The following is a 13375-nucleotide window of genomic DNA, read 5'->3' on the forward strand; positions in this document are numbered from 1 at the left end:
AGCCTTGTGCTAGCGGGCCTGCTTTCCGGCGTCGCGCAGGCAGGACAGGAAGCGGTCCTGCGTCGCCGTCGGGCGCCAGCCGCGCCGCAGGGTCAGGCCGATCGGCCGCTCGCCGCCCGGCAGCTCGACCGGCAGCGGCACCAGCAGGCCGAGGTTGCGCTCGTGCCGGATCTGGTGGAGCGAGATCAGCGTCAGCGCGTCGCTGCCCAGCAGCAGACCGCGGATCAGTTGCAGCGAGCTGGCCTCGACGATCCCGGCGGGCAGGGGAAGACCCCGCTCGGCGAACAGCGCGTCGAAGTGCTTGCGGGTCGGCGTGCCGGGACGCGGCACCACCCAGCGGCCGGCGGCCAGATCGTCGGGAGTCACCGCCCGACGGGTCAGCGGGTGGAAGGCGCGGACGACGACGGCCAAGGGGTCGGTGAACAGGGTTTCCTGCACCACGTCGTCGATCGGCACCGGGTCGCGCAGCGCGCCGATCAGCACATCGATCTCGCCGTGCCGCAGCCCGTGCAGCAGGTCGTCGTAAGGACCGTCGACGACCTGGATGCGGACCTCCGGCCGTTCGGCGGCCAGCGCGTTGATGGCCGTCGGCAGGATGTGGGTGCGGGCCAGCGGCATGCTGCCGACGACGATGCGGCTCTGGTCGGTGCCGAGATGGTCGGCTAGCTCGGCGAAGCCCTGCTCCAGTTCGGCGATGGCGAGCTTCACATGCTGGACCAGCGCCTTGGCGGCGGCGGTCAGGGTGATTCCGGCCGCCGAGCGGGTGAACAGCGACAGCCCCGACAGCCGCTCCAGGTCGCGGGCGGCGCGGTGGATGGAGGGTTGGGCGATGTTCACCGCGCGGGCGGCGAGGCTGAAGTTTCCGGCGTTGGCGATGGCGACCAGGGCGCGGAGTTGGGCGGCGGTGAGGAGCTGGTCGAAATCGGCGAAGCCGCGCGCCGCCTTGCGGTCGCCGACACGGACCGCCTCGCGGGCGCCGCTGCGCAGGCCCTCCAGCATGCGCTCCACCCGGTCTAGGAACAGGGCTCCGGCCGTGGTGGTCGGCATGCCGTCGAAGCGGCGCTCGAACAGCGCGGTGCCGAGTTGGGCCTCCAGCTTGGCGATGGCCTGGGTGATGGCCGGCTGCGACAGGTGTACCCGCTCCGCCGCCTGGCTGATGCTGCGCTGCCGCGCAACCTCCCGGAAGGCGCGGAGGTGGCGGATGTTGGGAAGGTCGGTCATCGATCCGCCGTAGAGCCAGCGCCGTTCCGTGCACGGCTATAGCTGGATTTTAATCCCGCACTGTCACACATTCTCTGCGACAAATCAGCGCTTTATGGCGGCTTCCAGCCGTGCGGGGGAAGGCCGGGCTATGACGGGACGACCAACGGAATCAATAGCATCCTTCCTGGTTTCCGGATTGGGGCGGATCGTTCGGGGTTTTTCACCCGCCTCATGCCGGCAGGCGCCCGCAATGGCACCGCCGTCCAGGGCGGGGGTGGGAAGGGCTCGACAAACCGGCGCCCTCAACTATCTGAGGCCTTTCCGAACCATCACGCGCGAGCCGATCCGTGCCAGCCAAGCGCCCGCCTCTCGTCACTCCGGACGGCCGCTACATTGTGGTCCGGGGGCGGCTGTGGCGGACGGCCAACCCTGCGTTGCCCGAGGCGGAGCGTGAGAGACTGGTCGCCGGCCTGATGGACGCGCGCCGGGCGGTCGCGGCGGCGCGCCGCACGTCCGATCGCGACGCCGAAGCGACCGCGCACACGGCGGTCGACCATGCCAAGCGTGCGCTCGGCGAACGCGGGCCGGTGTGGTGGTCCGACGGCGCGCCCGACCTCAACCGGCGCATGGTGCGGACGACGCCCTACGCGGCGTGGTACCGGGTGGTGTCGGCCAAGGCGCCGGAACCGGGCCTCGCCGAAGATTCGTGATTTTCCGGGTGGGGAGAGGCCTCCCGGTCGGGCGGCCTCTCCCTGTCGGGCGTCATCCCCGCTTTCAGTCCAGCATCGGCAGGCCGGTTTCGATGCGGACCAGGGCGGCCAGCAGCGGGGCGCCGATGTCGCGCCGGACGAAGTTGCTCGACTTCTCCGCCGCGTTGATCGCCTGCTGGAAGGAGCGGCGCCAGCGGTCGTCGTTGTAGACGATCTTCTCCGCCTTGGCGCGCTGGGCCAGCAGGCCGGGCCGGCGGCCGGCGGCCTCGTCGACCAGCTTGTTCAGGCGGCGCAGCAGGTCGTTGGCGCCGGCGGAGTCGTTGCGTTTGTGCGCCGCATCGATCAGCTCGGCCAGGGCCTCGCCGCGCGTGTCGATGTCCGAAACCTGCTCGGCGTAGGACAGCGCGGCAACGGTCTCGCCGCGGCGGGCCAGCCGTCCCAGCACCGCCGGGATGGTCCAGGGATTCTCGTCCTGCACGGTGCGCAGCAGGTTGAGCGCCAGGGGAGCGTCGCCCATCTCCGCCGCCGCGACCGCCAGCTCCGGCGGGCAGCAGTCGCCGCGCGTCTCCTTGAACTTGGAGAACTGGGTCTCGACCGTGTTGAGGAACAGGGTGCGGGCCTGCGCCTCCTTGCCGGCGCGCAGCAGCGCCTGCGAGACCAGCCCGAGCTCCCACGAGCAGTTGCGGGTGGTGGCGTAGGTCTTGGCCTCCTCGGCCAGCGCGCTGGCGAGCCCGGCGTCGCCGCGCCAGGCGGCGGCCTTGGCGATGTCGGCGAGGTTGTAGATGCGGGTCGAGCAGTCGGCGATCTGCCGGGTGATGTCGAGCGCGAGCTGGGTCTGCCCCATCAGGGCCAGCGCGCGGGCGACGAACAGATCCTGGCCGGAGCTGTCGGTGATGCCGCCGCGCCGCACGGCGCTGACGAAGGGGGCGACGATCTCCTTGGCGCGGCCGGGGTCGCCGATCTGGTGGTAGGCGACGGCCAGGGACAGCCAGTCCCAGCGCGCGGCGGAGATCGGGGTCTCCACCGGCGGCAGCATCTCGCCGATGCGGTGCAGGGAGCACAGGCTGGTCAGCGGCTCGTTGCAGACCATGGCGCGGATGCGCGAGCGGAACTCGTAGAAATCGAAGTCGCCGACGAACTGGTTGGTGACGAGCTGCACCGCCAGCGGGCTGTCCGGGAACTTGGTGACGATCTCGTTGAACAGCTTGTCGGCCTCCTTCAGGAGGCGCGATTCCTCGGCGACGTCGTAGGTGTTGTCGGCCTGCCGGATGAGCTGCATCGCCTGCACGAACAGGCGGTTCGCCGGCCCCGGATCCTGCGCCATGGCGGGGCCGGCCAGCGCCGCCACCGCCAGGAACAGGGCGGCGAGGAGGCTGGCGGTGCGGGCGTACGCGGTCACGCGGGCGAAGGCGGGGGCCATGGCGATGCGGCTTCGATCTTTAGGGGCTGGTGAGAAGGCGGACGTAGTTGACGACGCGCTGGACGTTGGCGACCGAGCGGGCGTGCTGGATCACCGTGTCCAGCTCGGCCTGCGTGGTGGCGACACCCATCAGATAGACAACCCCGTCGACGGTATCGATGCTGTAGTTCTGGCTATGAACGTCGCCATCGAAGGTAATCCTGGTGCGCAGTTGGGTCGAAATCCAGGTGTCGCGGGCGTTGTCGACGATGCCGGCGCCGTTGTCGATCTGGATCTCGTTGATGACCTCCCGCACGCCCTCGGCCTGCCAGGCAAGCCGGACGGCGTCCAGCCGCATCTGCGCGTCGGTCGCGCGGCCGGTCAGCAGCACGCGGCCCTGGTTGATGGACAGGCCGATGCGGTTGGTCATCTCCAGAGAATGCTGGAGCCAGAGATGGTTGATGCTGGCCCGGATCTGGGTGTCGCTGGCGAAGCCCTTCAGCCCGCGATGCTCCGACGCCACGGCGGCGGTGGCGCCGGCCCCGCCGATCACCAGCGGCGCGCAGCCGGGCAGCGCCATGGCGGCGGCCAGCGTCAGGCTGACCAGCGTCAACGTCGCAAGCGCCGGCCGGAACGTCGAATGGCGGCTCGGACCCGTCACAGCATGCCTCCCCTCTCCGGCGCGTCCGCCGGGCCGCCGACGTGGCGGGCGGCCGGAAAAAGTCACGGCCGGCGGGGGTTGGCAATGGGGATTCTTGGAAGTCTTGCGGGTCATCGTCGATTTGTCCGTCAGTGATGCACGGATGTTGCACTCGCTGCGCTTGCGAAGGAACGCGCGGGGCAGGGTGGGGCCGGGATCGGGCCTCGGATCAGGCGAAACCGCGCAGCGTCAGCACGGTGGCGATTTCGCGCGCCAGCACGTTGGCGATGACGCGGCGGGCCTTGGCGTCGCGCAGGATCTCCTCGTCGCGGGGGTTGGACAGGAAGCCGGTCTCGACCAGCACGGAAGGGACGTCGGGCGCCTTCAGCACCGCGAAGTTGGCGGAGCGCATCGGGTTGTCGAGCAGGCGCAGATCCTTGCCGGCCCCCCGCACCAGCGTCTGGCGGGCGATCAGCGAGGCGTTGCGGGTGTGGCGGGCGGTCAAATCGAGCAGGATGTCCTTCACCACCTTGGTCGCTCCCTTCCAGTCCGGTCCGGCGAAGCGGTCGGCCTGGTTCTCGCGCTGCGCCAGCCGCGAGGCGAAGGCGTCCGACGCCTTGTCGGACAGCGTGTAGGCCGACAGGCCGCGCGCCTGCGGGTTGGGGGCGCTGTCGGCGTGGATCGACACCAGGAGGTCGGCGTCGGCCTTGCGGGTGATCGCCACGCGCTCCTCCAGCGCCAGGAAGCGGTCGTCGCCGCGGGTCAGGCGGGCGGTGACGCGGTGGCGCTCGCCCAACAGGCGGGCCACCTCGCGCGCGATGTCGAGCGTGACCTCCTTCTCCTGGGTGCCGCGGGTGCCGATGGCGCCGGGGTCGGCGCCGCCATGGCCGGGATCGAGCATGACCAGGCGCGGCCGCCGGGCCGGTCCAGCGCCGCCGGGTTTCGCGGGGGGCTTGCGGCCAGGGAGGGGAACGGGATCGGGGGCGGCCAGCGCCGGCGGGGTGGTGAAGGGGGACGGAACCGCCAGCGGCAACGTCAAGGCCAATCTCAAAAGCCGTCTGCGATCCATGATTCCACACACCGGTTTCATAACATTGCGTGTTGCGGGCGACCCCTGCCGTGAGCTTGGCCGGTTCTGGCGAGCCGTTAACCAGTGGGTGTGCGAAAAAGTGTTTTCAAGTGACGCAAGGTTACCGCCTTCGAATATTGATGTGCGCTTCGTCATACCTCCGGGGTTGACCCTATGATGATTCGACACAGGTGAACAGTTGCTTGAAGATGGAGTCGGAAAGCGCTAAAATTTTAGAGACAAGCTCGGGAGGTAACGATGTTGAGGAAAGCCTTGTTCAACATCATCCGGCAAGAGCAGCGCGAGGTCGAGGACGAGCTGGAGAAGGAGGAGCGCTGCTCCACGCCCGACGTCGGACGCCTGATCGGCCTGCGGCAGGAGGTGAGCAGCCTGCGCCGCGAACTGGAGCATTTCCGGGACGTCTGAAGCCGGGCGCCCGCCCCCGAATCCGCTTCGGAACATCCGGCCCTGCTTCCAGGGAGCCTTACGCTCTCTGGAAGAAAAATGATTACGCCTGTTTTCCTACTCCCCCTTCTCCCGCGATAGGCTGGAAAGGGGACCGGCGATGGAGCTGGACCGTCACCCGAGCTTGACGTAGCCCCGCTCGATGACCCGCTCCGCCGCCTCGTAAACCGATTGCATCTCCTCGTAGGCGGCGCGCAGCCGGGCAAGCTCGGCGACCGCCGCCGCATCGGGATGGCGGCTGTCCGCGGCCTTGATGCCGGCGCGAAGATAATCGGCGCGCAGTTCGGCCACCCGCACCGCCATGCGCAGGAAGGTGTCGCGGTTCAGGTTGGGCAGTTCGCGCCCGATGACCTCGCAATTGGCCTCCAGGATCGCGGCGTCCATGTTTTCCAGGAAGCGCCGGATGCGGTGGCGGGCGCCGATGTCGACGGCCTCCGGCGGCAGAAGCTTGTCCACCTTGCCCTTGTTGAACTCTCCAACGACTTTTCCGCGCGACGCCATGGGACGCTCCGTTGCGCGCGGCCGGTGTGGCCGCCTGTCCGGGTGATTGTGGCACCGCCTCCCGTGCGACGCCAGAGGACCGAAAGCCCGTTGCCGCATCCGTGCAAGGGTGCCGCCGCAATCGAGCGGGTGCAACGCAGCGCGGTTCATGATACGCAGGCTTCCCCTTTTCCGTTGCCCGCACTGGTAGACGCGCGATGTCCGAGACCGGCTCCGATTACATCCTGACCATTTCCTGCCCCGACGCGGTCGGCATCGTCTATGCGGTGTCCGGTTTCCTGGCGGAACGGAGCTGCAACATCGTCGACAGCGCCCAGTTCGGCGACCGGGTGTCGGGCCTGTTCTTCCTGCGCATCCATTTCACCGCCGGTGCCGGCGGCCCGTCGCAGGCGTCGCTCCAGGCCGATTTCGCCGCCCATGTCGCCGACCGCTTCTCCATGACGTGGAAGCTGCACGACGCCGGCCGGCGCCAGCGCGTGCTGATCATGGTGTCGAAGTTCGGCCACTGCCTGAACGACCTGCTGTACCGCTACCGCACCGGCTACCTGCCGATCGAGATCCCGGCGATCGTCTCCAACCACCGCGACTTCTATCAACTGGCGGCGTGGCACAACATTCCGTTCCACCACATCCCCGTCGGCCCCGAGAACAAGGCGCAGCAGGAGGCCCGGCTGCTGGAACTTGTCGAGGAGGAGCGGATCGATCTGGTCGTGCTCGCCCGCTACATGCAGGTGCTGTCCGGCGCGCTGTGCGAGCGGATGGCCGGGCGGGTCATCAACATCCACCACAGCTTCCTGCCCAGCTTCAAGGGCGCCAAGCCGTACCACCAAGCGCACGCGCGCGGCGTGAAGCTGATCGGGGCGACGGCCCATTACGTGACCTCGAACCTCGACGAGGGACCGATCATCGAGCAGGAGGCCGAGCGCGTCGACCACACGATGGCGCCCGACGACCTCGTGGCCATGGGGCGTGACATCGAGAACGTCGTGCTGGCGCGCGCCGTCCGCTACCACGTCGAGCATCGGGTGCTGCTGAACGGCAACAAGACGGTGGTCTTCCGCTGACCGCGGCGCCCTGAGCCTTCCGAATCGCGAAGGGCGGCGCGGGCCTTGGTCCGGGCCGCCCTTTCCGTTTCCGGCTCAGTGTGGCTGGGCGGTTTCGCGGGCGTCCTCCGGCTGCGGCATGAAGACCGCGCGGGTGATTGCCTGCTCGATCTGGTCGCGGGTGAAGGGTTTCGGAATCACCGGCCCCAGATGCTCCAGCCCATGCTTGGCGAGGTCGTCCGGGAAGGCGGTCACGAAGATCACCGGCAGGAAGCGCTGGGCCCGCAGCTCGCGCGCCACCTCCAGCCCGTTGTCGCCGTCGGCCAGCCGGATGTCCATCAGCGCCAGCGTCGGGCGGTGCTCCGCCGCCAGCGTCAGCGCCTCGTCCATCGTCGCGGCGTTGCCGCAGACGATGTGGCCCATGCCGCGCACCGTCTCGGCCAGATCATAGGCGATGATGGCGTCGTCCTCGACGATCAGGATCGTCGCGGTCAGGCGGGCGCGCACCCGGTCGCGGGCGTGGGTCAGGCGATGGACCGCGTCCTCCGGCGGCAGCCCCAGCACGGCGGCGGCGTCGGCGACCGGCAGATCCTCCAGATTGACCAGCAGATACAGGCGCCGGTCGGTTTCGTCCAACGCCATCAGCGCCGACTCCACCGGGTGGTAGGGAGCGACGGACGGCGGAACGGCGCCTTCGTCCTGCAACTGGTTCAGGTGACGGTAGAGGGCGCCGCGCGACAGATCCGCGGCCCCCTGGGCTTCCAGGTACCATTCCAGGGTCCGCGTCACCAAGGCGTCGCCACGGCCGCTGGTGCCTGTCAGCGCGCGGGCGTAGCGACGCAGGTAAGGCAAATGCTGCATGAAGTGGCCGGTGTACTGCTCCATCTCTCTCCCCGTGCCTTGACTTGCGGCGCGTTCTGCCGGGCGTCTTGCGGTGGTCCCCAATCGGCCCGCCGAGCTCTCGGCTCACAAGAGAGTGCCCTGTCCGGGAGCGCGGCGGTCAAGTTCATATGGCGCAGCCCACGGCCAAACGGGAGTGAACCCGAAAGATTTATTCGAGATACCTGCAAAGAATTACCCATTCATGGCTAGGCCGCCGGACGAATGGACATGCGCCCGTTTAGCTCGAAAGGGATAAGTGCTCTCCCTGCCTCGCGAAAACGCCCAACGGACTTTAACCGTTCTGAAAGACTTAGCGCCATACTCTGACATTGCCCTCCGGCTCCGGCTGTGAGAGGGCGAGGCGAGTGTTCCCGATCCTTGGACGCGCCGGCACCTTCCCCCGGGCCGGCGCGTTTTTTCTTGTCCCGCTTTTGATGCCCTCGGGGATAGCCGGGCCGGGAGCGCCGGGAACCCTCCGCGCAAGGGAGTGTTGAGCGATGCAACGGTGTGATTCCTCCCCGAACCGCCGCATCCTGCCCGCCGCCGCACGCCCCCGTCCCGCCGGAGCGCGTGGGCGGCGCTTTTTTTTGCCGGTTCTTTCACACAGCGGCGCTTGCAAGCCGCTTAAGCGGAAGTTAATGACATCGACACAACGTCATCTCAGGGATGGGGGTTGCGGTCGGATGCCGCACCCTTTTCGGTTGCCGCAGCGGGTCCGGATTCACGCATGGAAGACCAAGAGTTCGACCGGTCGCTGACCGACGGCGTGCCGCCGGATGAGCTGGCCGATTACAGCCGGTGGCGCGACCGCGTGCGGGGCACCAACATTTCCGACAAGACGCTGCTCGCCACCGACTACCTCAATCACTTCAACGAAATCGTGATGCTGATCGAGATGGTTCCGGACATGCCGGACATGCTGGAGGAGTGCCTGATCTGGCAGCCCAAGAGCTACGCCGAGCATTTCCGCGACAGTGGCTTTTCCGACCGGGACCTCGCCATCGAGGCTTATGGGCATGTCCCGTCGAAATTCCGCCGGCCTTTCGAGGACACCATCGCCCAGGCCCATCAGGTGATCGCCCACACGCTGGAGCGGGTCTCCACCGACATCCAGGGCGGCGACCCGGACAAGCTGCGGGCCGACTGCCAGATTTCCGTCGCGATGATCCACCGCATCATCCAGGTCGCCAACGGCATCATCCATGGCACCGCCCATGTGATGGAGCAGGGCGAGATCGACCTCTATCTCAGCAACGGCTGAGAGGGGCCGAGAGGGGCTGAAGGGGGCTGTGAGAGCCGGCGGCGCGCGCGCCGGAAGCCCATCTCCGGCCGTAGACGCCCGGCGCGAATGGCGATTGATGGTGCACCCACCATTCGGTCGTTGCATGGCTCCTGGCCTCCGCCCTGCATTATAGTGGGGTCTCTAAGAAAAGACGGGGCCGCGTGCGCGCGTCCACCGCGGGGGGAGTTGGAGCAAATCCATGAAGGCATGCGCCTTCGCACCGGCCGTGGGGCTGGTTGCGCAGGAAGATGGCGCGTGGCGGCCTTGTCCCGCCACCGATCACGCCGACCTCGCCGCACCCGTCGAGCATTCGGGGGAGGGCGGTAGACGCATGGGACGTACCGGGCATCTCGACAGCTTCACCCGCGACCGGCTGCCGGCGCCCTCGAAACGCCCCGATTTCCTTCTCGACCGTCCCGAGCTGGCCTATCCCGAACGGCTCAACGCCGCCTCCGCCCTGCTCGACGGCTGGCGCGCGCGCGGATGGGACGAGCGTCCCTGCCTGATCGACGGCGCCGGCACGGTGTGGAGCTATGGCCGGGTCCGCGACACGGTCGACCGCATCGCGCGGGTGCTCACCGAGGATTACGGCATCGTGCCCGGCAACCGCGTGCTGCTGCGCGGGCCGAACAGTCCGATGCTGGCGGCCTGCTGGCTGGCGGTGATCAAGGCCGGCGCCGTGCTGGTGCCGACCATGCCGCTGCTGCGGGCGCCCGAGCTGGCCGACGTGCTGGCCCGCGCCTCCATCGACATGGCGCTGTGCGACGTCCGCGCCCTCCACGACCTGGAGGAGGCGGCCCCGCCGTCGATGCGGGTGGTCGGCTTCCTCGACGGTCTCCAGGGTGGCGAGCTGGAGCACCGCATCGCCGGCAAGCCGGCCGGCTTCGAGGCCGCCGACACCGCCAACGACGACGTGGCGTTGATCGCCTTTACGTCCGGCACCACCGGGACGCCGAAGGCGGCGGCGCATCCGCACCGGCATCTGCTCGCCATCGCCGACCTGTCGCCGCGTTCGGTGCTGGGCACGACGGCGGACGACGTCTTCTGCGGTTCGCCGACGCTGGCCTTCGCCTACGGGCTTGGCGGGCTGCTGCTGTTCCCGTTGCGCATCGGCGCCTCGGTGGTGCTGCTGGAGCGCGGAACCCACGACCGGCTGCTGGAGGCGGCGACCCGCCACAAGGCGACCGTGCTCTTCACCGTGCCGACCGTCTACCGCGGCATGATCGCCCATCTGGAGCAGGAGCCGGCGCTGGCCGAGGGGCTGCGCAGCCTGCGGCTCTGCGTGTCCGCCGGGGAGCCGCTGCCGCTGACCACCTTCGAGGGCTGGCGGGCGATGACCGGGCAGGAGATCCTCGACAGCCTCGGCACGACCGAATTGCTGAACGCCGTGCTGCACGCGGTGCCGGGCAACGTCCGGCCCGGCTCTACCGGAAAGCCGGTCCCCGGCTACGAGGCGATGGTGGTGGACGAGCAGTTCCAGCCGGTGCCGCCGGGCCAGGTCGGGCGGCTGGCGGTGCGCGGCGCCACGGGCTGCCTGTATCTCGACGACCCGCGTCAGGAGAATTACGTCCAGCATGGCTGGAACCTGACCGGCGACGCCTTCCACGTCGATGAGGACGGCTTCTTCTGGTATCACGCCCGCACCGACGACCTGATCGTGTCGGCCGGCTACAAGATCTCCGGGCTGGAGGTCGAGAACATCCTGATGGAGCACGAGGCGGTGCAGGAATGCGCGGTCATCGCCGCTCCCGACCCGGTGCGCGGCACCATCCCCAAGGCGTTCGTGGTCATCCGCGAGGGAATGCGGCCGGACGACCGGCTGGCCGAACTGTTGCAAACCTACGTCAAGGACCATATCGCCCCCTACAAGTACCCGCGCGCGGTCGAGTTCCTCGACGAGTTGCCGCGCACCGAGACCGGCAAGGTCCAGCGCTTCAAGCTGCGCCGCCGCGAATGGGAGCATGGTGAGGACGACTGAGCCGGGCGCGGTCGGTGGCGGCGTCCATGGCTGACGGGCCGCTTCGCCAGTTCCTGCTGTTCGCCCTGGTCGGGGGCGTGGCGGCGGTGGTCCATTACGGGACGCTGGTCGCGCTGGCCGAACTGTTCAGGGTTGCGCCGGTGCCGGCCTCGGCCGCCGGTTTCCTCGTCGGCGGCGTGGTCAGCTATCTTCTGAACTACGGGCATGTGTTCCGCAGCGAGCAGGACCATGGTCCGACGGCCGCGAAGTTCGTCGCGGTCGCCGCTGTCGGGCTGGGCCTGAACAGCGCCATCATGTGGGCGCTGGTGCATGGCGTGTCCCTGCATTACCTGCTGGCCCAGGTGACGGCGACCGGGTTGGTGATGCTGTGGAGCTTCGCCGCGAACCGCTATTGGACGTTCAGCGCCGGAGCCGGCTCCTCGGCGTCCTGAGGCGTCCGGGTTCGTGGGTGGGCGATGAAGCTGCGCCGGTGCGGCGTCGGGCCGATGTTGCGGGGCAGGCGGATGCCATGCAGGCCGGCGTGTTCAAGCCGCTCCAGAACCTCGTCGGGGGTGTAGGTGGCGAACCCGGCCTCGCGGCGGACCTGCCGGTAGTCGGAAAGGGTCAGCCGCAGCAGCGCCACCAGCGACGCGGTCAGGAATCCATGCTCCCAGCCCATCCGTAACTGGCTGGCGACGTCGGCCAACATCGGGGTGCCGGGATCGACCACGTCGGCGATCAGCGCCCTGCCGCCGGGGGACAGGAGCTTGCGCCAGCACGCCAGCAGTATCGGCAGATCCGGTTCCGGAATGTACTGGAGAACCGAGACGACCAGCAGCAGATCGACGCTTCCCGGCGGCAGCGCGGCCAGGCCGCGCTCGTCGAGGATGCGGACGCGCGGGTTGCCGGAAAAGCGCTCGGTCAGCCGGGCGCGGACAGCCGGCGAGGCGTCGAAGAGAAGGAGGCAGCCGCAGCGTTCGGCCATCGCGTCGGCCGCCAGCGCGTCGCCGCAACCGAAATCCAGCACGGTGCCGCCTGACGGCAGATGCTCCGCCACATCCTGCCCGATGCGGGCGAAATGAGCCTCGAGATGGCGCCGGTTGGCGTAGATGCTGTGTGGCCGGTTCCAGAACTCGACCCAGCGATCGGCGGCGGAGGGCGGGGCGGTCGGGGAGGCCGTTCGAGCGGAGTCCATCGGTGCGCTGCCCCTCCCCGGAATGGTGGTTGCCCGCGGCCGGCGGTGCGCCATCGAAACGTGCCGGTCCACCGCGCAACGAAACACTGGGGAAGGGTAGGAAAGAAACCGGAAAGGCGTCAAGTCGGAATGTTTGCGAATCCAGCGAAACGGACCAGCCGCAGGCCGCACTGGTCCAGCAGGTCGGCAAAGGCCGGGCCTTTGAGATAGGCGTGTTCGGCACGTCGGGGTTCGACGAGGCTGTCGACGCGGCGCAGATCCTCGTCGGGAATGCCGGGATGCACCATGACCAGCGGGCGGTCGTCCGGCCGGTGTCCGGGCGTGTCGAGGAAGCGTGGCAGCAGCTCGGCGAAGGGGGTGGCGGTGGCGAAGTCGTAGACTCCGGAGAAACGGTTGTTGGCTGGAATGCCGCGTTCCCGCGCCAGCCGGGCGAGGCCGCCGCCCAGGCCCCCGATCAGCAGCGCCTTGGGCACCGCCACGCCACGCCGCAGGACGGCGGCGGCCGGCTCGCTGCACAGCCGGACATAGGCGCCGGGCAGGGCGGCCAGGGCGTCGGCGACCGCCTCGCGCACCGTCGGCAACTGGTGGATGTGCTGGTGGCCGTCGATGTAGGCGGGCGGGCCGCCCCAGGCCTTGGCGAAGGCGTCGAGCTGGCGCGCAAGCTCGTCGTGGATTTCGGCAGCGTCGAGCCGGCCGCCATAGGCGAGCGCCATCAGCCGGCCGAGCGGCGGCAGGCGGCCGTCGCGGGCCAGTCGCGGCATCGGGCCGAGCGGAGGCTGGTCGGTCAGCGTGAAATGCAGCCCGACGTCGGCCTTCCCGGCCAGCTCGCGCAGGGGGGCGGCGCCCGGAGCCCAGAAGGGGCAGAGGCTCATGACCGAGGTGGCGGTCAGCCGGTCCAGGGCGATCAGTTCGCGGATGGCGGCGTTGACGCCCGGCGCCAGTCCGTAATCGTCGGCGCACAGCAGGATCGGGATGGTCATGGGTCCGGCTCGTCAGGCATGGCGGATGCCTCGCCAAGATGGCCGGGCG

14 protein-coding genes are annotated in these 13375 nt (G+C 69.1%); 6 read left to right on the forward strand and 8 right to left on the reverse strand.

The features are described from left to right. Positions 1–9 precede the first annotated feature (9 nt). A complete protein-coding gene (locus JN22_RS10220; protein ID WP_085553835.1) occupies positions 10–1221 on the reverse strand; it encodes a LysR family transcriptional regulator in 1212 nt (403 codons plus the stop codon). 329 nt (positions 1222–1550) lie between these two features. Here JN22_RS10220 and JN22_RS10225 point away from each other — a divergent pair, with 329 nt between their 5' ends. Then, positions 1551–1913, forward strand: coding sequence for a hypothetical protein (locus JN22_RS10225; RefSeq protein ID WP_085553836.1), 363 nt, complete (start codon positions 1551–1553; stop codon positions 1911–1913). Between the two features lie 64 nt (positions 1914–1977). On the opposite strand, the gene JN22_RS10230 is transcribed toward JN22_RS10225, so the two are convergent. The 3 genes from JN22_RS10230 to JN22_RS10240 all read right to left on the reverse strand — a co-directional run bounded on the left by JN22_RS10230 (position 1978) and on the right by JN22_RS10240 (position 4991). After that, positions 1978–3333 (reverse strand): tetratricopeptide repeat protein, encoded by a 1356-nt coding sequence (locus JN22_RS10230; protein WP_085553837.1) that lies wholly within the window; start codon positions 3331–3333, stop codon positions 1978–1980. A gap of 19 nt (positions 3334–3352) precedes the next feature. Further along, complete coding sequence (locus tag JN22_RS10235) at positions 3353–3973, reverse strand: BON domain-containing protein (protein ID WP_223677659.1); 621 nt, start codon at positions 3971–3973, stop codon at positions 3353–3355. A gap of 208 nt (positions 3974–4181) precedes the next feature. Continuing rightward, positions 4182–4991 carry an N-acetylmuramoyl-L-alanine amidase family protein gene (locus tag JN22_RS10240; protein WP_223677660.1) on the reverse strand — a complete coding sequence of 270 codons (810 nt, stop codon included), beginning with the start codon at positions 4989–4991 and terminating at the stop codon, positions 4182–4184. Between the two features lie 288 nt (positions 4992–5279). On the opposite strand from JN22_RS10240, the gene JN22_RS10245 reads away from it, so the two are divergent. After that, positions 5280–5447, forward strand: coding sequence for a hypothetical protein (locus JN22_RS10245; protein WP_179166113.1), 168 nt, complete (start codon positions 5280–5282; stop codon positions 5445–5447). Positions 5448–5600: 153 nt separating this feature from the next. On the opposite strand, the gene JN22_RS10250 is transcribed toward JN22_RS10245, so the two are convergent. After that, complete coding sequence (locus JN22_RS10250) at positions 5601–5987, reverse strand: hypothetical protein (RefSeq protein ID WP_085553840.1); 387 nt, start codon at positions 5985–5987, stop codon at positions 5601–5603. A 197-nt stretch (positions 5988–6184) separates the two neighbouring features. Here JN22_RS10250 and purU point away from each other — a divergent pair, with 197 nt between their 5' ends. Further along, positions 6185–7051 carry a formyltetrahydrofolate deformylase gene (gene purU, locus JN22_RS10255; protein ID WP_085553841.1) on the forward strand — a complete coding sequence of 289 codons (867 nt, stop codon included), beginning with the start codon at positions 6185–6187 and terminating at the stop codon, positions 7049–7051. A 75-nt stretch (positions 7052–7126) separates the two neighbouring features. On the opposite strand, the gene JN22_RS10260 is transcribed toward purU, so the two are convergent. Next, the gene (locus tag JN22_RS10260) at positions 7127–7915 is read right to left on the reverse strand and encodes a response regulator (protein WP_085553842.1); all 789 of its coding nucleotides are present in this window, start codon (positions 7913–7915) and stop codon (positions 7127–7129) included. A 724-nt stretch (positions 7916–8639) separates the two neighbouring features. On the opposite strand from JN22_RS10260, the gene JN22_RS10265 reads away from it, so the two are divergent. The 3 genes from JN22_RS10265 (at position 8640) to JN22_RS10275 (ending at position 11603) form a co-directional block, all read left to right on the forward strand. Beyond that, on the forward strand, positions 8640–9173 hold the full coding sequence (locus JN22_RS10265) for a hypothetical protein (protein WP_085553843.1): 534 nt from the start codon (positions 8640–8642) through the stop codon (positions 9171–9173). A gap of 352 nt (positions 9174–9525) precedes the next feature. Continuing rightward, positions 9526–11172, forward strand: a complete 1647-nt coding sequence (locus JN22_RS10270; protein ID WP_085553844.1) for an AMP-binding protein — start codon at positions 9526–9528, stop codon at positions 11170–11172. Positions 11173–11198: 26 nt separating this feature from the next. Beyond that, positions 11199–11603 (forward strand): GtrA family protein, encoded by a 405-nt coding sequence (locus JN22_RS10275; protein ID WP_085553845.1) that lies wholly within the window; start codon positions 11199–11201, stop codon positions 11601–11603. Here JN22_RS10275 and JN22_RS10280 read toward each other — a convergent pair. Both JN22_RS10280 and JN22_RS10285 read right to left on the reverse strand, forming a co-directional pair. After that, a complete protein-coding gene (locus JN22_RS10280; protein ID WP_085553846.1) occupies positions 11561–12346 on the reverse strand; it encodes a class I SAM-dependent methyltransferase in 786 nt (261 codons plus the stop codon). The two genes, JN22_RS10275 and JN22_RS10280, sit on opposite strands and share 43 nt — an antisense overlap. Positions 12347–12465: 119 nt before the next feature. Then, positions 12466–13326: a ChbG/HpnK family deacetylase gene (locus tag JN22_RS10285; RefSeq protein WP_085553847.1), complete on the reverse strand. Its 861-nt coding sequence runs from the start codon at positions 13324–13326 to the stop codon at positions 12466–12468. Positions 13327–13375: the final 49 nt, after the last annotated feature.

Source organism: Azospirillum agricola, from assembly GCF_020005195.1.
GTDB classification, from domain to species: Bacteria; Pseudomonadota; Alphaproteobacteria; order Azospirillales; family Azospirillaceae; genus Azospirillum; species Azospirillum agricola.

Excerpts from the sequence above, each read along its gene's own strand:
- JN22_RS10220 (WP_085553835.1), bottom strand. The coding sequence starts at position 1,221 with ATGACCGACCTTCCCAACATCCGCCACCTCCGCGCCTTCCGGGAGGTT.
- JN22_RS10230 (WP_085553837.1), bottom strand. The coding sequence starts at position 3,333 with ATGGCCCCCGCCTTCGCCCGCGTGACCGCGTACGCCCGCACCGCCAGC.
- JN22_RS10245 (WP_179166113.1), top strand. The coding sequence starts at position 5,280 with ATGTTGAGGAAAGCCTTGTTCAACATCATCCGGCAAGAGCAGCGCGAG.
- JN22_RS10250 (WP_085553840.1), bottom strand. The coding sequence starts at position 5,987 with ATGGCGTCGCGCGGAAAAGTCGTTGGAGAGTTCAACAAGGGCAAGGTG.
- purU (WP_085553841.1), top strand. The coding sequence starts at position 6,185 with ATGTCCGAGACCGGCTCCGATTACATCCTGACCATTTCCTGCCCCGAC.
- JN22_RS10260 (WP_085553842.1), bottom strand. The coding sequence starts at position 7,915 with ATGGAGCAGTACACCGGCCACTTCATGCAGCATTTGCCTTACCTGCGT.
- JN22_RS10265 (WP_085553843.1), top strand. The coding sequence starts at position 8,640 with ATGGAAGACCAAGAGTTCGACCGGTCGCTGACCGACGGCGTGCCGCCG.
- JN22_RS10270 (WP_085553844.1), top strand. The coding sequence starts at position 9,526 with ATGGGACGTACCGGGCATCTCGACAGCTTCACCCGCGACCGGCTGCCG.
- JN22_RS10275 (WP_085553845.1), top strand. The coding sequence starts at position 11,199 with ATGGCTGACGGGCCGCTTCGCCAGTTCCTGCTGTTCGCCCTGGTCGGG.
- JN22_RS10280 (WP_085553846.1), bottom strand. The coding sequence starts at position 12,346 with ATGGACTCCGCTCGAACGGCCTCCCCGACCGCCCCGCCCTCCGCCGCC.
- JN22_RS10285 (WP_085553847.1), bottom strand. The coding sequence starts at position 13,326 with ATGACCATCCCGATCCTGCTGTGCGCCGACGATTACGGACTGGCGCCG.